This window comes from Roseateles sp. So40a, assembly GCF_048081605.1.
In the GTDB taxonomy this organism is placed as follows: domain Bacteria; phylum Pseudomonadota; class Gammaproteobacteria; order Burkholderiales; family Burkholderiaceae_C; genus Roseateles.
This window is the reverse complement of sequence record NZ_CP182288.1, coordinates 2,017,525-2,043,859: the sequence shown is the minus strand read 5'-3', so window position 1 is coordinate 2,043,859 and position 26,335 is coordinate 2,017,525. Positions and strand designations below refer to the sequence as shown.

Sequence of the window (26,335 nt, the reverse complement as noted above, 5' to 3'; positions counted from 1 at the left end):
AGGCAATGACACTGTATATTCATACAGTCATCAGCCATTGCCTTGTCGGCCCTCTCTCATGGACCTCGATCGCAAGCTCGCCATCCTGGCGGACGCCGCGAAGTACGACGCCTCCTGCTCGTCCAGCGGCACGGAGCGCCGCGACTCCCGCGGGGGCGCGGGCATGGGCTCGACCGAGGGGATGGGGATCTGCCACAGCTACGCGCCCGACGGCCGCTGCATCTCGCTGCTGAAGATCCTGCTGACCAACCATTGCCAGTACGACTGCCTGTACTGCGTCAACCGGGCCTCCAGCAACGTGCCGCGCGCGCGGTTCCAGGTCGAGGAGGTCGTCGCGCTCACGTTGGACTTCTATCGGCGCAACGTCATCGAGGGCCTGTTCCTGAGCAGCGGCATCGTCAAGAGCCCCGACTTCACGATGGAGCAGGTGGTGCGCGTGGCGCAGACGCTGCGCGAGGAACACGATTTCCGCGGCTACATCCACCTGAAGACCATCCCCGACGCCAGCGAGGAGCTGCTGCGGCGCGCCGGCCTGTATGCCGACCGCTTGAGCATCAACGTGGAGCTGCCGACCGACCAGGGACTGAAGGCGCTGGCGCCGGAGAAGGACACCGCCGCCATCCATCGCTCGATGGGCCGGCTGAAGCTGCACATCGACGACGCCAAGGCCGAGCGCCGCGCGGTGGCTGAGGCGCCGATCCGCGTGCTGCCGGGGGCGGCGACCCGTCCGGCGCGGCCGCCGCGTTTCGCGCCGGCGGGTCAGAGCACGCAGATGATCGTCGGCGCGGACGCCAGCGACGACCGCAGCATCCTGCGCAGCAGCGCGGCGCTGTACGGGCGCTTCCGGATGCGGCGGGTGTACTACTCGGCCTTCAGCCCGATCCCCGATGCGTCGCGCGCGTTGCCGCTGAAGTCCCCACCGCTGGTGCGCGAGCATCGCCTCTATCAGGCCGACTGGCTGATGCGCTTCTACGGTTTCGAGCACGACGAGATCGTCGACGACGGCACCGGGCTGCTGCGGCTGGACGTCGATCCGAAACTGGCCTGGGCGCTGGCGCATCCGGAGCGCTTCCCGGTGGACCTGAATGTCGCGCCGCGCGAGCTGCTGCTGCGCGTGCCGGGGCTGGGTGTGGGATCGGTGGACAAGCTGCTGGCCGCGCGCGGCACGCGGCGGCTCCGGGCCGAGGATCTGCGCCAGCTGAAGCTGCCCACGCGCAAGGTGATGCCCTTCGTGATCGTCGACGGCCATCAGCCGCGCCAGGCGGATCTCCTGGGCGCCCTGCCCCGATCAGCGCCCGACGCCGCGGCAGCATCGGCATCGGCATCGGCATCGGCATCGGCATCGGCATCGGTCGCGATGCCGGCGATCCAGATGGGCCTGTTCTGATGCAGCGCGCGCGGCTCGACGGACCCATCGACCTCGCCGGCTTCCGCCGCGAGGCCAAACGGCTCCTGGCGCTGGGCACCCGGCCCGAGGACGTCCTCTGGGACTGCGGGGACGCCACGGACGGAGACCTGTGGTCCCTCGCGGAGACCGGCTCCGCCGAGACCGATCCGGCGTCACCCGTCGATACGCGCGGCGCCGCGCATCCGTCCCCGCTGCTCCACGTGCCGAAAGACTTCATGCGGCTGTGCGAGGACGTGCTGCTCCATCGCGAGCCGCAGCGCTTCGCGCTGATGTACCGGCTGCTGGCGCGGCTCGCTCGCGAGCCCGCGTTCTGGCGGGATCCACTCGATCCCGATCGCCGCCGCGCGGAGCAGCTCGCCCGTGAGGTCCGCCACGAGATCCACAAACTGCATGCGTTCGTGCGCTTCGTGCCGGTGCCCGACGAAGACCTCGGCGGCGGCGAGCGCCTGGTCGCGTGGATCGAGCCCGAGCACCACGTGCTGGAAGCCGCCGCGCCCTTCTTCGCGCGGCGCTTCGCCAACGAGCGCTGGGCGATCCTGTCGCCGCGATGCTCGGTGACGTGGGATGGCGTGTCGCTCAGGGTGGGGCCCGGCGCCGCGCGCGAGCAGGCCCCCGCGCCGGACGCCGGCGCGAGCCTGTGGCTGACCTACTACCGCAGCATCTTCAATCCCGCGCGGCTCAAGGTCGCGATGATGGAGCGCGAGATGCCGCGCCGCTACTGGGCCAACCTGCCGGAGGCCGCGCTGATCGAGCCCCTCGTCGCGCAGGCGCAGGCGCGCATGGCCGGCATGATCGACGCGGCGCCCACCGCGCCGCGACGGCTCCGTCCGATCGCGCCGATCGACAGATCGCCGCAGGGATCGGGAGCCGCGGACGACCCTGACGCGTAACGGCCGTCACGCGACCGCATCGACCGGAAGCGAGGACCGCGCCGCTAACATGCGCGACCGCCGCGGCGCTCACTGCCGCCCCTCTCGCCGATCCTCTCGCCGACTTTCCTGCCGATCGCTCCCATGACGACGCCCGCTCCGCGCAACTTCGCCATCGACTGCCTGCGCGGCGTGGCCATCCTGCTGGTGATCGTGCATCACCTGGCCCTGCCCTTCCGCTTGCCGCTGCGCCCGAGCCTGGCCGGCGAGTGGATGCCCAGGCGGCTGATCGACGCGATCAGCTTCAACGGCTACGAGGCGGTCTTCATGTTCTTCGTGATCTCCGGCTTCCTGATCACGACGCGCATCCTGGAGCGACACGGCGAGCTGCGCCGCGTGGACCTGCGCCAGTTCTACCTGGCCCGCGCGCGCCGCATCCTGCCGCTGCTGCTGGTCGTGCTGACGGTGCTGACCCTGCTCGCGCGGATCGGGCTGGAGGGCTTCGCGCCCGGCGAGCAACAGACGCTGCACGGGCTGGTCGGGTCCGCGCTCAGCTTCACCTTCAACTGGTATGAGGGACGCACCGGCTGGGCGCCCGCCGCGTGGGACGTGCTGTGGTCCCTGTCCATCGAGGAAGTCTTCTATGTCGGCTTCCCGCTGCTGTGCCTGCTGCTCCCGCGCGGGCTGCTGATCGCGGGTCTGGCGGTGCTCGCGCTGAGCCTGATGCCGCTGCGCGCGGTGGTCCCCGTCAGCGACGAGGTCTGGTGGGAAAAGGCCTACCTGCCGGGCATGTCCGCGATCGCGTGGGGCGTGCTGGCCGCGCTGGCGGCCCGGCGCTGGACGCCGGCCCCGCGCGACGCCCGGGCGCTCGCGCTCTTCGGCGGCTTCTGCGTGCTGATGGTCATCGGCTGGGGCGACCTCGTGCATCGCGGGCTCTTCAAGTCCGGCATGTACGGCCTGTGCGGAGGCACGGCCGCGATGCTGATCGCCTTCCATGCCCATGCCCTTGCCCAGTCGCCGCGGCCGCAACGCGGGCACGCGTGGCTGGGCTGGCTCGCGCGCATGGGGCAGCTGAGCTACGAGCTCTACCTGACCCACATGTTCGTCGTGCTGGCCGTGGTCGCCGCTTATCGCGCGCTGCTCGGGCCGTCGCAGGCCTGGACCTTCGTCGTGTACCTGCCCACCGTGGCGCTGTGCGTCGGCCTGGCCGTGCTGGTCGAGCGCTTCATGCGCGACCTCGCGGCTCGTCCGCTGCTGGCGCCCTTCATGCGGCCTCGACGCGTTCCAGGTAACGCGCCTTCGTCCGCTGCCACGCCGGCCGCGACAGGCAGCGATCGCGGTAGGCCAGCACCTTCTGATACGCCGCGATCGTCGACGGGTCGCTGAGGCCCGACTCCAGCACGTGGGCCATCAGGATGTCGGCCACGGAGAAGGCCTCGGTCGCGATGAAGGCGCGATTCGCCAGCCAGCGGTCCAGGTTGCCCAGCACGCGATGCACCCAGCCGGTGAGGAACTCGCGGTGCTTCTCGCAACTGCCCTTGGACGTCCAGTCCAGCGTCAGCAGACCCATCAGCGGCAGCTCGACGGTGTTCATCGCCGCGAAGCACCAGCGCATCACCTGCGATTCGCCCTCGCGGTCCGCGGGCATCAGCTGCCCGGTCTTCCTCGCGAGGTAGACCAGGATCGCCGCGGACTCCGACACGATCAGCCCGTCGTCGTCGATGGACGGGATCTGCTCGAAGGGGCTGAGCTGGCGATAGGACGCGGTGTTCAGGTCATGCGCGGGATGGTCCATGCCGACGATCTCGCACGGCAGCTGCATTTCCTCGAGCGCCCACAGCACGCGCAGGTCCCGGGTGTGGCCGCGCGCCATCGCGTTGACGCGGGAGAAGCCATAGAGCTTGAGCATGCGCGGTCTCCTAGCCGCGACGCGGCGGCGGTGGTGAAACGTGGCGCTGGCCACGGCGGCGGGCCCAGGCGCCCAGCACGATGCCGCCCATCAGCAGCATCGCCCAGGTCGCCGGCTCCGGTGCGGGCGAGGCCAGCGCGTTCAGACGATAGTTGAAGCCCGACGCGGAGCTCACCGCGTAGTCGACGGCGTTGCCGCTCCAGTCGGACACCTGCGTGATGCCGCCCCAGTAGATCGAGGGCGCCTGGGCCGCGAGCGAGGCGCTCGCCGAGGACAACGCGCCCTGCAGCGCGCCGCTCATCTCCAGGTAGAAGTCCATGCTCAGCGGCGAACCGGCCATCACCGCCGCCGAGAAGCTGTAGACCGCGTAGACCTTGTCGATGTCGCCGACATTCCAGTGGCTGACGGTGGCGGTGCTGCCGTCGCCTTGCAGCGTCGTGCGGCTGTCCCAGCTGGTGAGGTAGTGATCGTCGAGCTGATGCACCAGCGTCCAGTCCAGCGCGCCGACCTGGCCCGCGCCGCCGCCCGACGCCGAGCCTGCGGTGCCGCCGGTGATCACGATGTTGTAGTGGACGATCAGCGCGTCGTCGAAGCCGCCGTCGCGCCGCTGGAAGGTCAAGGCGTCGTGCTGATAGGCGGTCAGCGCGCCGGACGCGGATCCGGTGCCGGTGACCTTCAGGTCCAGGCTGCCGGTCAGTTGACCGGGCCCGATCCGCGTCGCGCCGGACGCGCTCGACGTATACGGCTGACCGCCCGCGTCGATGCCCGAGCGCGCCACGTCGGCGGCGAGCGAGCCGGGCGTGCCGGTTTGGTGCCGGGTGTCGGTCGTGCCGCTGGCGTTGAGCTCGACCTGCTGCATCGGCGCCGCAGGGGGATTGAACTGCGCGAGCGCGCCGGAGGAGGCCGCGATCAGCGTGGCGGCAAGGAGGATCGGTTTCATGCAGGAAAGGCCCTCGAGACACGTGCGGCGCACGCGATGCGCGGGCGGAGCAAGCGGGACGCCCACCCGCGTGGAAATCCGCGGGAATCGGGTCCCGCGTCCCGCACTCCGGGGTCGCGGGCGTCGCGCGGCACCGAAACGAATGGCATCCGCCCGCGCCGCGGGTAAGAACGCGCCTTGCCCCGATGAGGACAACCCCACCGCACGGAGACTTCCATGGAAACGATGCAACTGCACCGCGGCCGCCTGATCGATCACCTGCAGCTGGTCGTGCGCGACCTCGCCGCGAGCCGCCGCTTCTACGAAGCGGTGCTGCCGCCGTTGGGCGTGCCGCTGGGCGGCGCGGCCGAGGACTACTTCTGGTTCGACGAGCTGTTCGTCTCGAGCGCCGACAGCTCGTCCGCGCAAGGTCATCTGACGGGGCGGCATCACCTGGCCTTCCAGGCCAAGGACCGCGCGGCGGTGGACGCCTTCCACAAGACCGCGCTGGCGAGCGGCGGCACCGACAACGGCGCGCCCGGCGAGCGCCCGTATCACCCGGGCTACTACGCCTGCTTCGTGCTGGACCCCGACGGCAACAACATCGAGGCCGTCTTCCACGGCGAGGCCGAGCGCAGCGCGCCGTCGGTGACGGTGACGTTCTGAGCGAGCGCGAGGTCGGGCCCTAGGGCCCTCGGCTCACTTGCGCTCGGCCTTGCTCTTTGCCGACGCGGCCGCCGGCGAGGTGCCCGCCCCCGGCGAGGCCGGCGCGGGCGAGGCCTTGGCTGCGGACTCGTCGATGAGCTGCCGCATCAACGCGGTCGCTCGCGCGTTCTTCGGATCCACGCGCAGGCACTTCTGCAGCAGCATCACCGCGCCGGACTTGTCGATCGTCGAGATCTTCTCTGCCTTGCGCACGTAGAGATCGGCCAGCAGACGCCGCGCGGACGGATCGTTGCGGTCCTGCGGCGCGCGCTTCTCCAGCAGCCGGATCGGCTCGTCGAGCTCGCCCTGCGCCGCCAGCATCGCGATGTGCTCCAGCTCGTTGCGATCGCCGCCCGCGCCGGACCCGCCGTCCTTGCTCGACGCCGCGGTTGCGTTGCCCGAACCGCCTGCGCCGCCCGCGTTCGCCTTCTCCGCCGTCTGGGCCGAGTCCTTCGCCTTGGGCGCCGGCTTGGCCGCCACCGGCGGCGCGGCCTTGCGCAGCGTCACGCGCGCGGGCTTGCCGAGGTAGCTCTTCTGGTTGCGTTCCTTCTCCAGCGCGCGCAGGGCATCCGCGGCGGCGTCGTTGTCGGGCTGCAGCGCCAGCGCGCCCAGGTACTGCGTCGTGGCGCCCTCCAGGTCGCCGCGCTTGTGCGCCGCGCGGGCCTTGTCCAGCTTCTCGGTCACGCCCGCGTCGATCAGCTGCCGCGTCGCGGCCAGGCTGTCGCGATAGCCGCTGTTGTCGGGCCGCAGCACGGTCAGCGATTCCCAGGTCCAGGCCGCGTCGGCCAACTGGCCGTCCTTGACCTGTTCCTGCGCGCGCGCGATCTGCGCCTGCTCGAAGGCCGTCGGGCCCGGACCGACGCTGCCGTCGGGTCCGCGCACCGCGCCGGGGCCGCTGCTGCAGGCCGCCAGCGCGGCGGCCGCCATCAGGACGAGGAGCGCCGCCCTCATGGGGTCTGTCCGATGCGTCGGCTGGTCTGCAGCCGGGCCTTGAAGGCCTCGAGGTCGTGGTCGCCGAAGATCATCGTGCGGCGCAGCATCAGCGGCTGCGCGTAGAAGGCGTTGCCGCCGGGGTTGACGGTCACCGCCAGCGTGTACTTCTGACGCGTCAGCGTGTCCAGCACCAGCTCGTTGGCGTCGCCGTAGGGATAGGCGTAATGGCGCACCTGGCCGGCCGTGCCGAGCTTGCTCTCGATCAGGTCGCGCGGGCCGGCGGTCTCGGCATCCAGGGCGCGCTTGTAGCGCTCCTCGTTCTCGCCGCTGACGCGCTCGATCAGGTTGCGGTGCGACTTGGAATGCGCCTGGATGTCCATCAGACCCGAGGCCTGCATCTCCACCAGCTGCGGCCAGCTCACGGCGTCGCCGCCCGCACCGACGAAATCGGTGTAGACGAACATCGTCGCGGGCAGGCCCAGCTTGCGCAGCACCGGGTAGGCAAACTTGTAGACCGACTCGTAGCCGTCGTCGAAGGTGATCACCACGGCCTTGGGCGGCAGCGGTTCCTTGCCGTCGAGGTAGCCGCCGAGCTGCGAGAGCTTGATGACGCGGTAGTCGTTCTTCGCGAGCCACTCCATCTGCGCGGCGAAGTTGCCGGGCGAGACGGCCATCTTGCCGCCGACGGTGCCGAGCCGGTGATAGCAGAGGATGGGCACGGTCTGGAAGCTGCCGGCGCGCACGCCGGCCGGGTTCATCGGCTTGAGCGGCACGATCAGCGGCTGGCCCGGGTCGACCTTGGTCACGCCGCCGTTGGCCTCGCTGATCTGCCAGTCGCGGTCCTCGCTGCCGAGCAATCGGGCGGCGATGCCACGCAGCGATTCACCGGCCACCGGCGAGTAGATGACCATCCGGTCGCTGCGGGCGAGGACCTCACCGGTGGCGGTCGTCGCCGCGGCCTTGGCCGGCGCGGGCTCGTTGAGCGGCGGCGTCGAGGTCGGCGCGGTCGTGCAGGCGCTCAGCACGAGCGCCGCGGCGGCGAGCAAGATCTTGCCCCCTCTCCCGCGCAGCGGGAGAGGGTTGGGGTGAGGGCTCGTCATGGGAGACATGGCTTGTACGAACGTCATCACGGAGCGGTCACGAAGATTTGGGGGCTTCCGCGTCGTCCGCGGGCGTCGGCGTCGCCTCAGGCGCATCGGCCGTCGCGGCCGTCGGCTTCAGCCCCGAGCGCCGACCGATCGTCGTCGGCGCCTCGGCCTTGGCGGCGGAGGCGGCCAGCGCCTGCTTGTCCTGCAGCGCCTGCGCCATCCGGTCGAACGCCGCGTACAGCAGCCCGAATTCATCCTTGCGCTGCTCGCGGATGCGGAAGTCGACGCGGCCGCGGCCGATCTCGTCCAGCGCCTCGACCACCAGCTTGATCGGTCGCGAGAACCAGTTGGCGACGAAGAACATCGCGATGGCCACCGCCAGCACCGTCGTCACCGCCAGCACCGCCATCAAGGTGCGCGACAGCCGCGCCACGCTTTCCAGCGGCCGCTCGGGCAGGCCCAGCGCCACGCGCCCCACCGTCTTGTCCTGGAAGGTGATCGGCGACTCGAACCCGAGGATCGCCGCGCCCGCCGCGGCGTGATACCGCGTGCGCTTCACCCCGCCCTGCTCGCCCAGCGTCTCGCCCGGGGGCGGCTGGTAGGGCTTGCCGACGGCGTCAGGCTGGCTCGAGGCCGCCACCACGCCGGCCCGGTCGATCACGGTGACGCTCTCGAAGTCGCGCGTCTTCATGATCTCCTGCAGCGACACGTCCACCGAGACCCAGTCCTCGCCCAGCGCCGCCGTGGCGTTCTGCGCGGCGATGAAGCGCGAGAGCGCCGTGCCGTAATCGGCCACCTGCTGCATCAGCGCCGCGTTCTGGCGCTGGCTGATGATGGAGCCGCTCACCGCCATCACGATAGCGACGATGCCGGCCATCATCGCGGCCCACTTCACGCGCAGCGGGATCAGCTTGGAACGGCCCTTGTTGCGCGCTTCCTCGTCGATCTCGACCAGCACCTTGACCAGCGCGTCGGCCAACTCGGCGCCGGTCTGGAAGCGGTTGTCCGGAGACTTGGCCAGGCAGCGGTCGACCACGCGGCGCAGCGACGCGGGAATCTCCGGGCGCAGCTTGTTCAGCGGCGTCGGGTCGTCCTTGGCGATCTTGAGCGCCAGGTTCACCACGCTGTCGCTGGTGAACGGGCGCACGCCGGTGAGCATCTGGTACAGCACGATGCCCACCGAGAACAGGTCCGAGCGGCCGTCGATCTTCTCGCCGTTCATCTGCTCGGGGGCCATGTATTGCGGCGTGCCCAGCACGTCGCCGACACGGGTGCGCTGCTCCCCCTTGGTGGACTCCATGTGCGCGATGCCGAAGTCCATCACCTTGATGTCCAGCGTGCCGCGCACGCGGGCGATGTTGCCGGGCTTGATGTCGCGATGGACGATGCCGCGCTTGTGCGCGTAGTCCAGCGCGCGCGCCAGCTGGATGGCCATCACGACGGTGTCGCGGATGGGCAGCGGCGCGCCGGGCTCGAGCAGGTCGGCCAGCGGTTCGCCGTCCAGCAGTTCCATGGCCATGTAGGGCCGGCCGTCGACCTCGCCCACGTCGTGCACGGTGACGATGTTGGGATGGGACAGGCTGCCCGAGGCGCGCGCCTCGCGCAGGAAGCGTGCGTGGTATTCCTCGTCCTCGCACAGCGAGGCATGCAGGAACTTGATGGCGACGTCGCGGCCGATGCTCGGATCGTGCGCCTTGAACACGCTGGCCATGCCGCCGCGGCCGATGCGGTCCAGCACCTGGAAGCGGCCGACCTGACGCACCGGCGCGTCCGCGCTGGCGGCCTTCGTGATGCTGGTGATGCCGGCCAGCGCGCCGCCGGGCAAGGTGCCCGTGGACGGGCGCCGCTCGGGCTCGGGCGCGGGCGGCATCGCGCGCAAGGCCGCGACCGCGGCCACCGCGTCGGGATCGAGCACGGTCTCGGCGAACTCGGAGGCATGGAAGGTCGAGTCACCCGCGTCAGCCACCGGCACCGAAGACTCCCTCTCCTGCGCAGCGGGAGAGGGTGGGGGTGAGGGCTCGCGTGAGGGCACGGCGTCCTTCCCCGAGCCCTCACCCCCCGCCCTCTCCCGCTGCGCGGGCGAGGGGGCCTCCAGGGCCTCCGGGGTCTCCAAGGGCTCCGGGGCTGCCGGAGCTGCCGGAGCTGCCGGGGCCTTCTCGGCGGGCTTGGCTGGCTTGGGCGACAGCGCGTTCAGGGCCGAGGCCGGCATGATCACTGTCTCGTTGGAGATCGGCGCGGCCGGGGCGATCACGGTTTCGTTGTCGAGGGCGGCGGGCGGCACCGGCGCGGCAGGCGTGACTGGGGCGGCAGCCGCGACCGGCTCGACCGGCTCGATCGGCGCAACGGGCTCGGCGGCCGGCGTGCGCGGCTCCAGCAGCGGTGCGGGCGCGATCACCGTGTGGTCGTTGTCCAGCGGGATGTCGGCGGGCTTGCGGCCGGCGCGCATCGAGAAGGTGTCCGGGAAGGTCGGGTCGATGAAGCTGACCTCGCGCTCCTGCTGCACGGTCTCCGGGCCGTCGTCGTGCGGCGGCTCCGGCTCGGGCGGGAGCTCGGCGGCCGGCGCGCGGTTGGCCGCGGTGATCGGCGGCATGCGGTCCAGCGGGGCACCGGCCGGCACGATGCGCGTCGCGTCCGGATCCAGCGCCGGGTCATCGGCGCGCGGGGCCGGAGCATGGCCCGGCTTGGCCGAGCGGGAATTACCTTCAGAACCTGACATCGAGCGCCTCGCCGCGGCGAGGATCGCCGCCCAGTCCGCATTTTCGTGTCACGGACAGAGGGGGCAATGAACGAAAGTCACGACGCCCGCACACGCTACGCGTGCTTGTCCTCCAGGAAGCGCCGGAACCATGCCTGCGTGTCCTCGAGCTCGAACTCGGGGAACGCGATCTCGGGCTCGTACAGGCGCGGTTCCAGGCAGGCCGCCAGCGCCCGGTACGCGCCGACGTCCTCGCGCCGGTTGACATCCCCCGAGATCGGCGCGGCCTCGACCTGCAGCGCCAGCACGCCCCCAGGCAGAGCCCGCACGCCCACGCCCTCCCCAGCCGCCGCAGTGAGCGCGGCACGCAGCGCGGGCTCGCCGCCCAGCGCCTCCACGTTGCGCGGCCCCAGGTAGCTCAGCCAGTAGGCGCCGCGCACGCGATCGCCCAGCGTCAGGGTGTCGATGGAGACATGGCTCACGTCCAGGCACGGGAAACGCCGGCTCCAGCCGCGGATCCGCTCGAACGCGGGCGGCTCGCCGGCGCCGGTCGCGGCCAGGAAGGCCGGCGACACGTAGCCGAAGGACAGCGGCAAGGTCTCGGCCACGGCGTCGTGGAAACGCACGAAACGCTCCAGCCCGATCCGCTCCACCGTCTCGGTCGCGTAGGTCAGCTGCAGCAGGCTCACCGCGTCGGGCCGCATCGCCGCGATCGGATCGTCAGTGTGCAAGCCGATGTAACGCACGCGATGGGCGCTCACGCCCTCGGGGTTGTCCATCAGCCGGAAACCGACCGATTCCTCGCCCGGCTGCGCCAGCTCGTCCAGGCGGCCGTTGATCTCGGCGTCGTCCAGCTCGACGGCGTCGCCCTCCTCGTCGATCGTCCAGCGCAGCGCGGGCTCGTGGACCAGTCGCAGGTACTCGGCGATGCAGCGCGCGGCGGCGGCCTGATGCTGCTCACAGGGCCCGCTCAGATAGAACACCGCCGTCCAGCCGTCGCGCAGCACCGGCACGCCGGCCTCGACGTCGATCTGGTAACGCGGCAGCTCGCCAGCGGGTGCGCCGCTCGGCGAAGTCGGGGATGTCGTGTCGCTCAAGTCGGATCCTCCGGGGCGGTCATCGTAGGCGGTCAGATCGGGAGGCCCAGCAGCCGGGCGACGCCCTTCATGACCGGCGTGGCGAAGGGCGCGATGCGATAACCCGGCGCGACGATCTTGGGCACCTGCCGGAACACATGCATGTAGAGCTCGCCCTGGTCGAAGGCGCCGCGATCGCCCCAGTGCGGCATGTTGGACGGCGGGCATGGCGCCTTGAAGTCGTAGACCGCGCGCACGGCGTTGGGGTTGCCGGCCTCGTGCAGCACGACGTCGGGCCGCTGCGAGCCCTTGATCACGTCGCCGCGATTGCCCACCGCCTGCGGGCCTTTGGCGGTGCCGTTGTAGGACTGCTCGGTCGACACCTCGTTGCCGCGCCCCTGGGCCTCCATCTTCTCGTTGACGCAGGCCTCGGCCTCCTCGCCGATGTCGGTGCCGCGCTGCATCGCGCCGGTGATGTCCTTGCCGCGCGCGTCCTTGCCGACCACGCTCTTGCAGAAACGCTGCCACGCGGCCTTGGTCTTGGGGCCCGACGGGCTGCCCAGGTGCTTCTTGTTGACCGAGGCCGCGGCGGCCTCGATGCAGTCCTTGAGGATCTGCTCGAAGACCTCGATCGTCACCGGCGGGTTGATCGCGCCGCTCAGATTCGCGGCGTTCTCATGGTTGTGGAACATCTTGTCCATGAACCGCGCGGCGTTCTTCTTGTTCATCTTCACGGTGAACGAGTAGAGGATCCAGGTGGCCTCCTTCATGAAGGTGCTGGACTTCACGCCGCCGGCCACGCCGGGGTTGTCGCCATTGGAGAGCGCGAACTTGGACCCCTTCACCGCGGCCATCGTCTTGTCGCCCTTGACGGTGGTGGTGCCGTCGGCCAGCGTGATCGACTGGGCGATGTTGGGATACGGGATCGGCACCGGGCCGCCGGGACTCGGCGTCTTGCAGACGTCGGGGATCGTGGCGATGGTGATGCCGTTGCTGAACTTGTGGACCAGCGAATGCACGGTCCCGTTGACCTTGATCGTGGCCGCCATGGCGTCAGTCCCCCGCGCCGAGGACGTCCAGCCGCCGCCGCTGCCGCCAGGCCGGCGCCTCCACCGGGAACAGCGGCGTGCCCGGACGCAGCAGGCACAGGTGCAGCGCGGCCAGCGCGCGCGCGCGCTGATGCCCGTCGCGCAGCACGCGCAGGCATTGCAGCTCGCTCAGCGGTTCGCCCAGGAAGTAGCGCGCGGTCGCGGGCTGTCCCGTCAGCGCCGGCAGGCGCGACTGGTGCGACAGCCACCACGCGCGCACCCGCTCCACCTGCGGCCACGGCAAGGCCACGTCCACGGGCAGCTCGACGTCGTCGTCCTCGGGGTCCTCGTTGGGGCCTTCCTCGAGGTCCTCGGGCGGCGTCGCCTCCAGGCCGTCGACATTGACGTCCGCGCCGACGATCAGGCAGAAGGCCTCCAGCGCGATGCGCGCGAGCGCCGGCTGGGTCATCTGGTCCACGAGCCACGGCACGTAGCGCAACTGGCCCGACAGCCCCGCGCCGATGACGCGCAGCCGGGCCGCGCCAGCCATCGATTCGGCCTCGACGAGCAGCCGATGGCCGTCCTCCACCGGCAGCGCCAGCACGGCCAGCCGGAAGGCATCCATCTGCCGCGTTCCCGGCCGCAGCGCCGCGCCGGTCAGCGCGGCGAGCGCCTTGCCGCGGTCGCCCAGCAGCACGCCCGACCACAGCGCCCAGAAGCGCGGCTCGCTCTTCTCGTCGCTGATCAGCTCCAGCACCGCGTTCAGGCCGTCCACGCGGCCGAGCTCGCCGGCCAGGCGCAGCGCGCGGGCGCGTTCGCCCGCATTCGTCGAGCGCATCGACACCGACCAGCGCTCGCCCGCGTCCAGCCGGTGCGCGCCGTAGGCCTCCAGCGTGAGGCGTCGGCTCAGCGAATCCTCGGCCGACATCAGCGCCTCGGCCTGCAGCGCCTCGTTGGGGCCGACCCAGGCCAGCGCCGCGGCCAGTCCGGGCGCGGCTTCCGGCGCCTCGCGGGCGCGGCGCACCAGCGAGGACCACGCGGCCGCGCGGCCGTTGAGCGCCAGCACGCCGGCGACGAAGAAGTCCTCGGCGCAGTCGTTGATCAGCGCGGCCTCGCACGGCGGCCAGGCCTCGTCACCGGCCTCGGCCAGGCCGTCGAGCTGCGCGGCGAGCTGCTCGTCCAGGTCGGCGAACTGTCGCGGCGAGTAATGCGGCGCGTCCAGCGCGTCGCGCCGCTGCGTCCAGAGGAAGGCGGCCTCGTCGCGGTAGGTCTCGATCTGATCGGCGGTGACCGGCGCGAAGGACGAGACCTCGCCCGCACCCATGCCCGCACCGACGCCCGATGGCGCCCCGGATGCCGTGCCGGATGCCGCGCCCGTGCCGGTCTGCAATCGCCCGTTGTCCATCGTCATGTCCGTTGCGCCACGCGGGCGCGGATGACCGCGGCGCCGCGCTCGCCACCATCGGAGCTGCCCCAGAGCAGCGACAGCGGCCCCTTGGCATGGCCCTTGCGGCCGGCCGACGCGGCCAGCAGCAGATGCAGCGGCGCGCCCGCCGCGCCCACGTCGCCCCAGCAGTCGGCCGGCGCGAGGAAGTCCGTCGGATCGCGCAGCCGGTCGCGCACGCGCAGCCCGCTGAAGCCGTATTCATCGGCGCGGTACGCCTCGCCATTCATGTCACAGACCACGTTGTCGATCATTCCTTGCGTCGCCACCTCATCCAGCGCGTGCCGCAGGGCCTGTGTCAGGCCCTCGCCGACGCACACGCCGTCGCTCTTGTTCAATCGGGTCTCGCGGCCCAGTCCGACCGCGAGCAGCTCCGCCCATGCGGGGTCCGCGCCGGAAGCGCTCGCGGAGTTCACCGCCGCGCTCGCCAGCAGCAGTGCGCCGGCGGCCTCGCCCGGCACGAAGCCGTAGGCGTTGTTGGTCAGGCCCGCGCCGTGCAACTGGCCCTCGGCCTCCAGCCATTCAAGCGTCAGCGGCGCGAGGTAGGAGTCCACCCCGGCGACGATGACCGCCTCCGCCTGCCCGGCGCGCAGCCAGGTCCGGGCCTGATCCAGCGCCTGGAAGCCGCCGGCATGGCCGCTCGGGAAAGCCTGGAACGGCCCCAGGCGCTCGCCAAGCCGCGCGCGGCACAGCGCCCGCACGGCCTGCGCCGCGGGTCCGGCGTCCGGGTCCTGTCCAGGCGCCGCGCCGGGACCACCCGGTCGCGTCGGCGGCAGCGCCACCGCCACGCCGATGCGTCCCCGCGGCGCCGCGCGCACGTCGGTCAGCACTTCATCCAGCGCTGGCGCCAGCAGCGCCACGAGGCGCTCCGGTCCCTGCAGCTCCGGGTCGATCGAGGCCACACGGGCCACGCGCATCGGCTCGCCCGCGTCGTCGACCAGGTAGTCGTGCTCGACGAAACCGCAGAGGCCGGCACGCACGGCGGCGGCGGTCGCGCGCGCGGTGCCGCCGACCGGCGTGCACGCGCCGATGGCCAGCACGCGCAGTCCGGCGCCCGGGTCCGCCGCGCCCTGGGCATCGGCGGTGCCGCTCGTTTGCGTCTTGCGGAGATCGTGCATGTCAGGCCGCCTCCACGCGCGGGGCCGGCGCGTCCTCGTCCGGCTCGGCATGCGCCGGGCCGAGCTGTCCGTCGCGCAGGTCCTGCTTGAGCCACAACCGGGTGCGCTCGAGCTTGAGCACGCGCGGATGGCAGGGCAGCGCGCTGTGCCACACGAGCGAGACCCGGCGCTCATCGGGCGCGATCAGCACCGTGTGCAGCCGCGGCGGCACGTGTGTCTCGCGATGGCCGTCGCCGAAGACGGTCTCCATCCCGAGGAACACGCGCGGCAGCGCGAAGCGCCAGGTGCCGCCGCCCGGCGTGAGGTTGAGCAGCGTGACCGCCTCGCCGCCGCGCAGGAAGCCCGGATGCTGCTGGTCCGCGGGCGCGCATTGGTAATGGCGGTCGTCGAAGTCGTGGGGCAGCAGCGGCAGGCGCTCGCGCTGCCAGCGGTCGTCGTAGGTGCCGGCGAAGCGCCGCCGCTCGGTCCAGTGGCTGCACAAGGGGCCGAAGCCGGCCGGCTCGGGCCGGTCCTTCCAGCCGTGGATCAGGTGGTCGGGGTGCTCGATGTTGGGCAGCGGACGGCCATCGACGTGCTCGGCCTGCGTCGCGAAGCCCTGCCCCACCGGATTGCGCTCGTCCCACGCGGCGGGCTCGGCCTTCGGATCGGCACCGCCGAACGCGCGTTCCCAGACGATGGGCATCGCGGTGAACGGCGCGGGCCGGCCGATCGAGCGGCCCTGCCACACGCGATCGCCGAAGACCTTCAGCACCTTGGCCCGGCCGGCGACGGCCAGGCCCACGTCGAGCTCGGTCACGGGCTCACCGCCCGGCGCATGCGCGTGGCCGTCGAGCAGCACATCGGTGGCGACCTTGGTCCGGATCAGGTCGGCATCGGCCGCCAGACTGGTCGACGTGGCGTCGCCGCGATGCAGCGGGCCGCGCAGCACCTCGGGCTGTGACCCGGCCACCCGCGCCGCGCCGTCGGCCTGCAGCGTGAAGCTGGCCTTGACCGCGACCAGCCAGATCTCGGTGCCGTCGCGGTCGCGCACCCAGCCGCGCTCGGCGGCGAAGGGCGTGCGGTTGTCCAGTTGCCACATCGGGAAACGCCGCGTCGCGCCATCAATTGATGTCGACGAACGCGCCCTTGATGCGGTTCGCGCCGCTGGAGCGGCTCATCACGTAGGTGCCCTTGATCAGGATCTTGCCGGCGGCGGTCAGCACGATGCTGGCCTGACCGCAACGCAGCTCGACCTGCTTGGCCCCGTTGAGCACCACGCGCTGGCCGTCGACGACCAGCGTCTGCCCGTGGGTGGTGAGCCCCGGTGTGTCGCTGGTGTCGTCGGAGCGCGGCGAGGTCACCGGCTCTGCGATCGCCGGCGCCTCGGGATGAAATTCAGGTTGGAGCGCCTCGCCGGGACGGGCGACGGGCTGCAGGGCCTCATCCGCGGCGGTGCGCAGCGCACGGCCGAGGATCACCGGGCGCAGCGGGTCGCCGCGTTCGAGCGAGACGATGACCTCGTCGCCCTCGTCCTCGACGCGCAGTCCGACCACGGACAGCGCCGCCACCGGCGGCAGGCCCTTGGCCATGCGCACGAGGAATCGGCCCTGCGCGTCGAACCCGCAGAAGACGCCGACGAGCACGCCCGCGTCGACGAGCCGCACGCGGTCCATCAACTGCTCGGCGGCATGCACGGCGGCGGTGACGTCACCGCGGCGGCGATGGGGGCCCGGGCTGGGCTCGGCGCCCAGCGGGCCGGAATTGCGGCGGTGCTCGGCCATGTCAGTTCTCTCCGATCTTGGCGCCCTTGACGGCGACGCCGCCGCTGCCCTTGACGCTCACGGTGCCGCTGGCCTTGACGGTGATCTTGGACGCGGAGATGGTGATGCCGCTGGAGTCCATGACGATCTTGCTGCCGCCGGCCTTGAGCGTGATCGACGGCGCCTCGATCGTGGCGCTGCCGCCGGCCTTGGTCTTGTAGGTGCCCTTGGCGGTCTGGCCGATGGTGGCGGCCGACAGCTTGTGCGGGCCGCCCACGCCGATGGATTGCAGGGCGCCGACGTTCACGCGCTGCAGGCCGCCGATGGACACCATCTGCGCGCCGCCCACGGTGATCGCCTCGGCCGCGCCGACGGTGTGTGCGCGCGCGGCGCCCACGGTGTGGGCCTCGGCCAGCGAGATGGTGGTGGTCTGCACGCCGTTGACGGTGTGGCTGCGCATGCCGTTGACGGTGACGGTCTGGCCGGCGTTGATGGTGAGCGTCTCGCCGGCGCCGACGGTCTCGGTGCGATGCGCGCCGACGGTGATCGTCTCGTTGGCGCCCACGGACTCGGTGCGGTTGGCGCCGACGCTGACGGTCTCGTTGGCGCCGATGGACTTGCTGCGGTCCGCGCCCACGCTGATGGTCTGGTTCACGCCGACGCTCTGCGTCTGGTTGTTGCCCACGGTCTCCGAGTCGTCGACGTCGACGGTGTCGGTGCGGTTGTTGTGGATGGTGGAGGTCTGGTCGTGCTCGATCGTGGTGGCCATGTCGTACTGGCCGTGGATCGTGATCATTTCCTTGCCGGCGGTGTCGTCCATCGACAGCTCGTTGTAGCCGGCGCCCTTGTGCGTCTTGGACTTGATGCCGCTGATGACGGCGGCGGCGGGCAGGCCGTACGGCGGCATCTGCTCGGCGTTGTAGACGCGGCCGGTGATGAGCGGCTGATCGGGGTCGCCCTCGACGAAGTCGACGACGACCTCCTGGCCGATGCGCGGGATGGAGACGCCGCCCCAGCCCTTGCCGGCCCAGGGCTGCGAGACGCGGATCCAGCACGAGCTGGTCTCGTTGCGCTGACCGCGGCGGTCCCAGTGGAATTGGACTTTCACGCGGCCGTACTTGTCGGTGAAGATCTCCTCGCCTGAGGGGCCGGTGACGATGGCGGTCTGCGGGCCGGGGGCCATGGGCTTGGGCGTGCGGCGCTCGGGGCGGAACTGCTGGTCGGCCGGGATGGCGTGGAAGCGGCAGCGCAGGCCCGATTCGCCGGAGTCGGACTCGGTGGCGGCCTGGCGCATCTGCGTGGTGGTGCCGATGACGAGGTACTTGGCGTTCTGGTCCTCGCGCGGATGGCGCGCCAGCGACAGCAGGTGGCCGGTGCGCACGCCCTGCGCGTTGGTGTCGCCGTCGAAGCGCGCGTAGGCGGTCTGGATCTCGTCGAGCCGGTCCTCGACGTACTGGGCGCCATCGCTGCTCTGCACGTAGCCGCCGGGGTAGTCGAAGATCTCGCCGTCGGAGAGGTCGTAGTCGCGGGCGCGGTCCTGCTTGGTTTCCAGCGAGGTGGACGGGCGCTCGAAGTCGTAGTCGGTGATGACGACCTTGCCGGGCTTGAGGCTCTCCTGCGTGACCCAGGCGTCGACGTACTCGAGCTCGGGCGGGGCGTTGTTCACGCCGCCGTAGAACGGCAGCGACTCGCAACCGGGTGCGCAGTCATGGGCGGAGGCGGCGTCGGTGAGCACGAGGGTGTGGCCGCCCTCGTCGTGGGTGAAGTACCAGTAGATGCCTTCCTGCTCGAGGAGGCGGGCGACGAAGTTGAAGTCGGTCTCGCGGTACTGGACGCAATAGGTCCAGGGGCGGTAGGCCCGCATGAGCTTGAACTCGTGGCGCGCGACGGGGTGGTCGTCGAAGACCGCCTTGACGATGTCGGGGACGGTCATCTCCTGGAAGATGCGGCAGTCGGCGGTGCGGGTGAGCAGCCAGAGCCACGGCCGCAGCGTCATCTGGTAGACGGTGTGCTTGCCCTCGAAGCCGGTCTGCGCGAAGCGGGTGACGTAGCCGGAGAGATGGCGGGGGGCGTCGTCGCGCAGCGCCATGGTGAGCGTGGCGGGCTTGCCGAGGAGCTCGGCGGCGCGGATGTCCTTGCGCTCGGAGAGGAGCGTGAGGGTGGATTCGCCGAGGTCGCTCAGCGCCTCGCGGGACGCGCAGGCGTGCACGCGCAGGAGATCGTCGGCGAGAGCGGTCTTGAGGCGGAATGGTGCGGCCATGAGCGGACCGTCGCGGCGGACCGGAACACACGGTCCTTCACCTGACGGTCCTTCACGGTAGGCGTGGTCGCTCCCCGTCGAAAGCGACCAAAGTCATTCGCCGAGGGACGCAGGCGGGGCGTCCGCGTTGTTGCGAATCCTCGCCATAGCGCCGCTATGGCTGCGGTTCGCGCCTAGCGGCCCCTCCCGCCTGCGCCCCTCGGCGTGTCACTCGTGGGGGGGACGTCGCGCTACAGACGCGTTACATCGGCAGCGGGAGGGACACGGTGAGGGTGAGCACGGCACCGTCGTCGGCGTAGTCCGCGGTGATCTCGCGGCCGTCGATCTGCCATTGTTCCCACTCGAAGACGCCCTCCTCTTCCTCGCCGTCGAGGGCCTCGCCGTAGGCGGCGATGGCGGCCTCGCGGGTCGTGACGGGGGCGTTGGCCAGGGGCGCGTCACCCTCGTAGGGATCGACTTCCTCGCTGCCCTCGGGGTAGTAGAAGACGGCGCTGAGCACGTGGGTGCCGGGGCCCAGGGGCTCGCCGAAGTCGGTGGCATGGGCCTCGCGCGGGGTGAAGGACAGGACCACGCCGGCTTCCTTGAGGAGCACGAACCCGGCGCGGATCTCCTTCTTGCGCTTCTGGGAGAGCTCGGTGGGGGCCGGTGTGCCTGGGGGCGTGGTGTACGCCAGGACGGCGGCGATCAGCGGAGCATCCACCTCGGTCAGACCGATCAGGCTGGGGAGGTTGGGCAAGGACGGGGCAGTGGCGACGGTGGTCATGGGGGTGGACGATAACGCGAACTGAGGGGTTCACGGGGGTGGCGGCCGATATCGTCATTCAAACCGATATGAAATCGCGACCTGCCGGGTACGCGCTTCGCCACCTGGCAACTCGCTGCGCAGGGTCAGCAGCAATTCCATCTGCTGTTGCGGCAATTCGACGTTGGTTTGACTCTCGCTCCCGGCTGAGGTCGATGAGCGGTCGCCCTCATTCGCCAATAGGAGGGTTATCTGGATCCTGAATCCGGACCCACTTGTTGCCATCAAAGCGGACGAGATCCGTCACACCCACGCTCCACAACACACCATCGGCGTGATCGAGACGCCATGCGTCTTGGATCTCGGGCTTGAGCTTGGACCTGACCTCGCTGATCTCCTTCCCATCGAATTCGAAGAGCCCTTCCTCGGCGCTCAGATAGACCACCCCGTTGAACTTCGCGAGGCACACGAAGGTTTGGTGATCGTTCAAGCCGCTCAAGCTCTTGAAACCCGTCCTGGCACTGCCTTTGAGCAGCGTGCCGTTGTAGCCGCAGACCCAGACCTCGTCGGGACCGATGCAACGGACCCATTCCAGATGCTCGTCGACGGGGAGCTCGATCTTGGACCATGTCCGTCCGTCGAAATGCGCCATGTGGCCTTGCATTCCAACGACATAGACGTCGGAGGAGTTGTTGCCGTCGACGCAGCTCAACATGGGCGAGGACGACATGAGATCGAGCATCTCTTCGATTCGATCCGGTCCGTACTCCGTCGGGTCGACCTTCACTCGAATCCCTTGGTCGACTTCGCGCCAATCGTCGACACCTACTCGCCGATAGACCTGGCCGTGCTGACCGCACGCCCAGAGCTCACCATCGATTTCTCGCAGATTGCTCATGAGGCCGCCAAAGTCACCGTCCAGCATCCCGCTTCCGGGGATCTTCTCCGTGCGCTTCTCACCTGTGCTGCCGCGAACGAAATGAACGGCTCCATGTCGCCCCAGACAGGCGAAGCGCTTCTTGTCCTCCGGCAGCGTCCAGTAAGCGTGGACGGAAACGATGTTGTCCTCGAGATCAAAGAAGCCGAAGGGAAGCTCCTGCTGGCTCGGGTTGTACGTGGACATGCGCGTGTGCGCCGTTTCGTCCGGGTCCAACGAATCAAGCTGCGTGGCGATGAATACGAAGTCGGGCGCGATGACGACGCCGTCCAAAAAATAGACCGACGAGACATCGTCCTTTGATGGTCTGCTCATGACACTGGATTCATCGTGTTGATCATGAATTCGACGAGTGAGGCAAGAACAGCGAAACGCGATAGACCTGATAGTCGATCACGCCCGTGGAACAGCAACAGAAATATCCTGAATTGCCAATTCGCTAGTGTAAGAAACACGCAACTGCCGACCGCCCTTGATCCATTCGTCCCATTCAATCTCCCCCTCGTCCTCTTCGGTCTTATGCGGCGCGCCATACGCTCGCAGCGCATCGTCCCTTGACTTCAATGACGCGTCTGCAAAAGGCGCCACTCCTTCATAAGCCTGGGCATCGCCTTCGCCGAAAGGAAAGTAGAAGATGCATGCCAGGACATAAGGACCTGCGCCTCGCGGGACACCATGCTCATCCTCGTAATCGCCTCGTGACAGAAAGGACAGCGACACACCTTTGTCGTTTATATTCACAAAGTCCGAACCCAGCTCGCGAATCTTCTTGGGTGACAGCACTTGGACCGATCCGCCCGCGGCTTCAATCGCCTGTTGTAGCAGTGCATCTACGTTCGTCAGACCAAGAACGTTGTGCAATTCTTCGATTCGCATGAAGATAATTCTCCCAAGAAGGATGATCCCGAATTTCTTCTCAGGCTCTCAGCCCTTGTAAGGCGGCATCACGCAGATGTTGGCAATGCTCTGATTGTCGTTGTAGGCGCAACTGATCTGCAGCCCCGCCTTGGACCAGTCATCAGATTCAAACATCCCATCCGACTCTTCCGTATCGAACGGTTCCCCGTAGGCGGCAAGAGCTTCCGCTCGGGCGCTGAGTCTTACATCCGTGAATGGCGCTGGCCCAAGATACGGCGCGTCGTCTCCACCGTTCGGAAAGCAAAATACAGCTTCGAGTGCGTACTTTCCGCTACCCCGCGGTGTATCTCGTTCTTCCTCGAACATCGCACGACTTACGAATACCAGCTCCACACCGTGATCGGGGAAACGTACGTAGGCGTTGCCGTAGTCGCGAAAGCGCTTAGGCGTCAAGCCAGTCAGATCACCTCCGCCTGCCTCTACTGCCGCAAGCAACGCCTCGTCGGTTTCAGTGAAGCCGATCAACTGCACAAACTTGTCTGCATTCATCTAACTATTCCATTCAACGGTCCGGGCGAAATGGGCTCGCAGCCATACGACAACGTCCATGCTGCATCGTCAATGCAAGACCCGGAGCCATTCAAGTCGCAGCCTGGAACTCAGCGAATCGCTTCAAAATGATTCGACTGACAGCTTCGTAGTTCTCCGGCTCATCGACCAACTGATCGAAGGACTCGACAGCCGGGAACAATGCCTCGAGATCCAGCAGATACCGATATTCCCAGCCGGTCGTGTAATAACTTCGCGCAAACGCTCGTGCGTCCTCGCAGAAATGCTCTGGCTTCAATGACCCTTGGGTGTACTCGGCACAGAAGTCACGAAGAGACTTACCATCTTGGGCGCCGGACTTCAAATAATCATGAATGGCTGCATTAAAGTCTGGCGCCAAGTGGCCGGACGCGCGAGCCCATCCAATAAACCAAACGATGTGGATCCCGTTGGGCCGGGAACCGTCTTGACCACCATAGTTTTCGAAGAAGTCCAATGGAACGTTCACCATCAACTTCTCGCCATCCGAGAGAAACTGGTTCAACAGATCATCCATGACGCGCCTCACCGTCTCCCGCCAAGGACAAGAATGAGCAATAGGGCTCACTATCCATTAGCCGCCATTCAATGATCGTGCGTCGCATGAGTTCCAAAAGCTCCACGCTTCCGAGGCCTGAGACGAAGAGACGGAAGCCTTCTTCCACTTCTTCGCCAAGCAACTTCCTAGAAGGGTAGTTGATTCGTTCGACGGCAATCCTTGGGTTGATCTCTGCCATCGCCTCGAAGCAGCGACCCAGCCCTAGATAATATTCAGGGTAACCCACACGCCCAAACGCGTTCTCCGCTGCTTGCAAAACAGATGAATCGATTTGCGATGTAAACGACAGAAATAACTGATCAATACACCTCTCGCTACCGCCATCAAACGGCTTATCAAACAGATCAGCGAGGTCAACGTCCCTTCGAGCAGAAGGTTTCAAGCCTCTAAGCGCGCACAGGCGATCGGCCCATGAGGCGGACTTCTCAGCATTCATTGCGAGACACCACGATCAATGCGCCTTTGAATCGACGCGTCATGCAAGTTTGCGAACGTCTTCCATGATCTGGATCCGCGTCACTTGGGCAAGCAGATCCAGATGGACATGGATGTCCACCTTCTTGAGCGCCTCCACCTTGGCAGCACCTCCGACAGCCAGCGCAGGAGCGAAGCCGTACATGGTGTTCTTGTCCACCGGCCCCAACGCCGCCAGCGCCTTGTCGAAGAGCGATTCACCAGCCTCGTCGATGAGATCGAAGTTGCCCCTGTTGAATGAAGCGAAGCTCAACTGCAGGGCCTTGTCAGGTCCGCGGCGATCGAATGCCTCTTTATCAAAGGACGGAAACACCATCCCATAGGGAGAGTTCACCTTCAAGGACTGCCCAGTGCGCTCGCCCCAAAGGACAAGCTTACCAAACGCCGTGCGCGCGAAAACGTGAAAGTCGTCTTGGGCGACGAATGGCGTGCCGTCCATCCACGTGCTCAATCAATGGCCCTCGACCGCCCCTTGAGCCACTTGTCTCAATGCTCACGCATTCGGCGAGTGAGGCAAGAACAGCGAAACGCGATAGACCTGATAGTCGATCAAGCTGAACATGACATGCAGGTCGTAGCCGTCCATCGTCCAGAGATACGAACCCGTGTCCGGCGCCTGCGTGATCTTGTCCGGTCGACGCCCGATGCGCTGCTCCACGACCGTCGGCGTGTCGTGGAACTCGATGCCATGCGGCATCCGACCCTCGAAGCCCGCGCTCTTCATGTCGCCGCGGCGATTGAATCGAATGCCGGTCAAGGTGGAGTTCGGTCGGCCATGCTCGCCAACATACAGCGTTACGCCGTGCGAGGGCATGTAGTGGGTGATCTCACCCGCATTGCTGAAGTCGAACAGCTTCGCGGACCAACCAATGGGAGCCAGCGTCTCAGCAGCAAGCGCACCAACCAGGGATCGCCCCAACGCATTGATCGCCATGTTGGGGTCGCCACGTTCCTCATCCGGCGGCATCGACTCGGTTCCGAGCATTCGCCGGTCATAGATGTTCTGGCGACGTAGGTGGACGACGCCCAGGTCATCCTCTCCATCGAAGAAGCTGGCGTTCAGAACCCAATCCTCAGGCGCCCAGAGGAGTGACATCAGCTCCTGGACATTGCGGCGCGCGAGCGGCTCACCAAGAAGAGCCTTGGCCTCGGCTGCCGACTGACCAAACCGGAGCCCCGCCGGAAGCGGCCCATCGAATCCACGATAGGACTGGAAACCCGGAGCGAAGAAAGCGACCTCGCGAAGAATGAACGCACCCGGGTCAAGTGGCGGAACCTCATCGGGTTTCGCCACCAGCGACCAGTAGAGCTCCTTCGCGTCGTAGATCAGCGCAAGACTGTGCCGCTCGACTTCGTCCACTTCGCTGGCCTGTGCGTTTCGGCCAGCGCGATACGGGTCTCGCTTGAAGTACTCGTCTTCTTCCGCTGTGAACGGACGGTGGCGAATCCGCAGAGTTCCCAACCACTCGTCGAAGTCCGGATTGGTAGGCGAGCGTCCTATGAACCCTAACAGTCCCTCGGTGGGAAACGCCTTGTCAGAGTCCGAGTCGCTTCTTTGCATAGACGTCCACGAGCGAAATGGTGACTGAGCTCAGTCTTGTCATTGCCTTGTCTTTGAAGCGGCAAGTGACCTGCAAGCCTTCACGGATAAATGTCGCAATGCTCGGGTCTAGCTCGGCGGGTTCGCCGAGGCAGCTCTTGACCGACGCGATGGGCATTTCCCAAGTCAATCCGAAGGGCAGGTCCGCGCCGCCCGTTTCCGACTCGATCGCTGCCAGGAGATACGAGCCTGCCGACTTCGGAACTTCGTCGAACGTCTCTTCGAAGCTCGGCCGAGCGCTGAACTCAAGCGTCACCTTCTTGTCAGGCGTCCGAATAAAGACCGTCAAGTCAGGTCCCTTTGGTCTTGCCTTGAATCCCAGTTCCTGAATCAGGTCATCGAATCGATCGTTGTCGGTCGAATCGGCCAGGAACGGAATCAGTTGTTCGAGGTTCATGTTTGATCTACTTCTTCAAGAGTGGCTTCACTGCGCGGTGACTACTGACCGCGTCCTTGACGTACTGGTCGAAGTCAAATTTCTCAAGCTCCTTCACGGCCTCGGCGTACTTTTCGCTGCAACCATGATCCTTCGTGTCCATGGACTTCTGAATTGCTGCCGCGTCCTTTCGGAATGCTCCTTTGAGGTCCTTGGAATCGCCAGAGACTTGGCCCGCGTTGTTCTTCGGACCCCATGTTCTGCCTTCCTTGTGGACGTCCTCCGGAACGGTGATCGTCTTCGCATTGTTGTAAACACGATTCAGGACCGACTCCAACTGCTTCGAAGAGAGCTTTCGAAGCAACCCCGATTCCTTCAGATACTGTTCTGCGGCCGCTTTCAGCGCTGCTCCAGATGGCACATGGTCCGCATTCAACTCACCGAGTTTCTTGGGAGCCGCGCGATAGTACGAGACCTTACCGCAATCAGGATGCGGCTTCTGAGTCTTGGGGTTGACCTTCGCGCCGTCGCTTCCCTCGTTCTTGGCCTTCGGCGGCTCGGCTTCAGGCTTCTTCTTTGGAGGCCGTCCAGCCAATTCATCCAGCTTCGCTTCCGCCTTCTCCAGCGCTTCCCGCAAAGGCTTCTGGAAGCGCTTGGGCAAATGAGGCAGCACCTCTTCGGCCACCTTCTTCAAGCCGGCCGCATAACGTTCGGACTTCTGCGCGATCTTGCCGGCCGTCGCGGCCTCGCCCGCGATGGGCACGGCACCGAGCACCGACAACCCAGCGCCCACCCAATCGCCTCGGCCCGCACTGATCAGCCCGTTCAGGATGTCTGCCGGCGCGCCCGCACCTGGGATCAGGCCGACGAGATCCAGCAGCATCTGCAGCGCGTCGAGCTTGGAGATCTCCGACGGGTCGATCTTCACGCCTGCATTCGCATCCTCCGCCTTCCCCGCGCTGACCGCGGGCGACTTCTGCAGGATGCCTGTCGTGTTGTAGCTACCCATG

At 67.9% G+C, this 26,335-nt stretch carries 25 protein-coding genes and 1 pseudogene; 4 read left to right on the top strand and 22 right to left on the bottom strand.

Features of this window, described 5'->3' with window-relative positions:
* Positions 1-58 precede the first annotated feature (58 nt).
* The 3 genes and pseudogenes from ACNI65_RS09490 to ACNI65_RS09480 all read left to right on the top strand — a co-directional run.
* Complete coding sequence (locus ACNI65_RS09490) at positions 59-1,387, top strand: putative DNA modification/repair radical SAM protein (RefSeq protein ID WP_416762604.1); 1,329 nt, start codon at positions 59-61, stop codon at positions 1,385-1,387.
* A complete protein-coding gene (locus ACNI65_RS09485; protein WP_416762602.1) occupies positions 1,387-2,298 on the top strand; it encodes a TIGR03915 family putative DNA repair protein in 912 nt (303 codons plus the stop codon). Before ACNI65_RS09490 ends, ACNI65_RS09485 begins: the two co-directional genes overlap by 1 nt.
* A gap of 123 nt (positions 2,299-2,421) precedes the next feature.
* Positions 2,422-3,474 (top strand): annotated as a pseudogene (locus ACNI65_RS09480) (acyltransferase family protein); the annotation flags it as partial.
* Between the two features lie 67 nt (positions 3,475-3,541).
* Here ACNI65_RS09480 and ACNI65_RS09475 read toward each other — a convergent pair.
* Positions 3,542-4,186 (bottom strand): glutathione S-transferase family protein, encoded by a 645-nt coding sequence (locus ACNI65_RS09475; protein WP_416762600.1) that lies wholly within the window; start codon positions 4,184-4,186, stop codon positions 3,542-3,544.
* 10 nt (positions 4,187-4,196) lie between these two features.
* A complete protein-coding gene (locus ACNI65_RS09470) occupies positions 4,197-5,126 on the bottom strand; it encodes a PEP-CTERM sorting domain-containing protein (protein WP_416762598.1) in 930 nt (309 codons plus the stop codon).
* A gap of 216 nt (positions 5,127-5,342) precedes the next feature.
* On the opposite strand from ACNI65_RS09470, the gene ACNI65_RS09465 reads away from it, so the two are divergent.
* The gene (locus tag ACNI65_RS09465) at positions 5,343-5,771 is read left to right on the top strand and encodes a VOC family protein (RefSeq protein ID WP_416762597.1); all 429 of its coding nucleotides are present in this window, start codon (positions 5,343-5,345) and stop codon (positions 5,769-5,771) included.
* Positions 5,772-5,804: 33 nt separating this feature from the next.
* Here the strand turns inward: ACNI65_RS09465 and ACNI65_RS09460 are convergent, their stop codons facing one another.
* From ACNI65_RS09460 to ACNI65_RS09365, 20 genes are all read right to left on the bottom strand, one after another.
* The gene (locus ACNI65_RS09460; protein WP_416762596.1) at positions 5,805-6,761 is read right to left on the bottom strand and encodes a hypothetical protein; all 957 of its coding nucleotides are present in this window, start codon (positions 6,759-6,761) and stop codon (positions 5,805-5,807) included.
* Positions 6,758-7,843, bottom strand: coding sequence for a polysaccharide deacetylase family protein (locus ACNI65_RS09455; RefSeq protein WP_416762595.1), 1,086 nt, complete (start codon positions 7,841-7,843; stop codon positions 6,758-6,760). Before ACNI65_RS09455 ends, ACNI65_RS09460 begins: the two co-directional genes overlap by 4 nt.
* A gap of 37 nt (positions 7,844-7,880) precedes the next feature.
* The gene (locus tag ACNI65_RS09450) at positions 7,881-10,547 is read right to left on the bottom strand and encodes a protein kinase domain-containing protein (RefSeq protein ID WP_416762594.1); all 2,667 of its coding nucleotides are present in this window, start codon (positions 10,545-10,547) and stop codon (positions 7,881-7,883) included.
* Positions 10,548-10,642: 95 nt separating this feature from the next.
* Entirely contained in the window at positions 10,643-11,623 is a 981-nt protein-coding gene (locus ACNI65_RS09445) for a type VI immunity family protein (protein WP_416762593.1), read from the bottom strand.
* A gap of 32 nt (positions 11,624-11,655) precedes the next feature.
* The gene (locus tag ACNI65_RS09440; RefSeq protein WP_416762592.1) at positions 11,656-12,651 is read right to left on the bottom strand and encodes a DUF4150 domain-containing protein; all 996 of its coding nucleotides are present in this window, start codon (positions 12,649-12,651) and stop codon (positions 11,656-11,658) included.
* A 4-nt stretch (positions 12,652-12,655) separates the two neighbouring features.
* Positions 12,656-14,041: a TIGR02270 family protein gene (locus ACNI65_RS09435; protein ID WP_416762591.1), complete on the bottom strand. Its 1,386-nt coding sequence runs from the start codon at positions 14,039-14,041 to the stop codon at positions 12,656-12,658.
* Positions 14,038-15,192, bottom strand: a complete 1,155-nt coding sequence (locus tag ACNI65_RS09430; RefSeq protein WP_416762590.1) for a beta-ketoacyl synthase N-terminal-like domain-containing protein — start codon at positions 15,190-15,192, stop codon at positions 14,038-14,040. The genes ACNI65_RS09435 and ACNI65_RS09430 overlap by 4 nt, the downstream gene beginning before the upstream one ends.
* Before the next feature lies 1 nt (position 15,193).
* Complete coding sequence (locus ACNI65_RS09425; RefSeq protein WP_416762589.1) at positions 15,194-16,270, bottom strand: DUF2169 family type VI secretion system accessory protein; 1,077 nt, start codon at positions 16,268-16,270, stop codon at positions 15,194-15,196.
* 22 nt (positions 16,271-16,292) lie between these two features.
* Complete coding sequence (locus ACNI65_RS09420) at positions 16,293-16,952, bottom strand: DUF6484 domain-containing protein (RefSeq protein ID WP_416762588.1); 660 nt, start codon at positions 16,950-16,952, stop codon at positions 16,293-16,295.
* 1 nt (position 16,953) lies between these two features.
* Positions 16,954-19,191: a type VI secretion system Vgr family protein gene (locus tag ACNI65_RS09415; protein WP_416762587.1), complete on the bottom strand. Its 2,238-nt coding sequence runs from the start codon at positions 19,189-19,191 to the stop codon at positions 16,954-16,956.
* A 241-nt stretch (positions 19,192-19,432) separates the two neighbouring features.
* Positions 19,433-19,954 (bottom strand): hypothetical protein, encoded by a 522-nt coding sequence (locus ACNI65_RS09410; protein WP_416762586.1) that lies wholly within the window; start codon positions 19,952-19,954, stop codon positions 19,433-19,435.
* Positions 19,955-20,162: 208 nt separating this feature from the next.
* Complete coding sequence (locus tag ACNI65_RS09405) at positions 20,163-21,185, bottom strand: hypothetical protein (protein WP_416762584.1); 1,023 nt, start codon at positions 21,183-21,185, stop codon at positions 20,163-20,165.
* A gap of 78 nt (positions 21,186-21,263) precedes the next feature.
* Positions 21,264-21,746: a hypothetical protein gene (locus ACNI65_RS09400; protein ID WP_416762582.1), complete on the bottom strand. Its 483-nt coding sequence runs from the start codon at positions 21,744-21,746 to the stop codon at positions 21,264-21,266.
* Between the two features lie 48 nt (positions 21,747-21,794).
* The gene (locus ACNI65_RS09395) at positions 21,795-22,277 is read right to left on the bottom strand and encodes a hypothetical protein (protein WP_416762581.1); all 483 of its coding nucleotides are present in this window, start codon (positions 22,275-22,277) and stop codon (positions 21,795-21,797) included.
* Between the two features lie 91 nt (positions 22,278-22,368).
* Entirely contained in the window at positions 22,369-22,833 is a 465-nt protein-coding gene (locus ACNI65_RS09390) for a hypothetical protein (RefSeq protein ID WP_416762580.1), read from the bottom strand.
* The gene (locus ACNI65_RS09385) at positions 22,826-23,311 is read right to left on the bottom strand and encodes a hypothetical protein (protein WP_416762579.1); all 486 of its coding nucleotides are present in this window, start codon (positions 23,309-23,311) and stop codon (positions 22,826-22,828) included. Before ACNI65_RS09385 ends, ACNI65_RS09390 begins: the two co-directional genes overlap by 8 nt.
* 39 nt (positions 23,312-23,350) lie before the next feature.
* Complete coding sequence (locus tag ACNI65_RS09380) at positions 23,351-23,788, bottom strand: T6SS immunity protein Tdi1 domain-containing protein (RefSeq protein ID WP_416762578.1); 438 nt, start codon at positions 23,786-23,788, stop codon at positions 23,351-23,353.
* Between the two features lie 54 nt (positions 23,789-23,842).
* Positions 23,843-24,709, bottom strand: coding sequence for a hypothetical protein (locus tag ACNI65_RS09375; RefSeq protein WP_416762577.1), 867 nt, complete (start codon positions 24,707-24,709; stop codon positions 23,843-23,845).
* A 175-nt stretch (positions 24,710-24,884) separates the two neighbouring features.
* On the bottom strand, positions 24,885-25,346 hold the full coding sequence (locus ACNI65_RS09370; RefSeq protein ID WP_416762576.1) for a hypothetical protein: 462 nt from the start codon (positions 25,344-25,346) through the stop codon (positions 24,885-24,887).
* 7 nt (positions 25,347-25,353) lie between these two features.
* A complete protein-coding gene (locus tag ACNI65_RS09365; RefSeq protein ID WP_416762575.1) occupies positions 25,354-26,334 on the bottom strand; it encodes a hypothetical protein in 981 nt (326 codons plus the stop codon).
* Position 26,335: the final 1 nt, after the last annotated feature.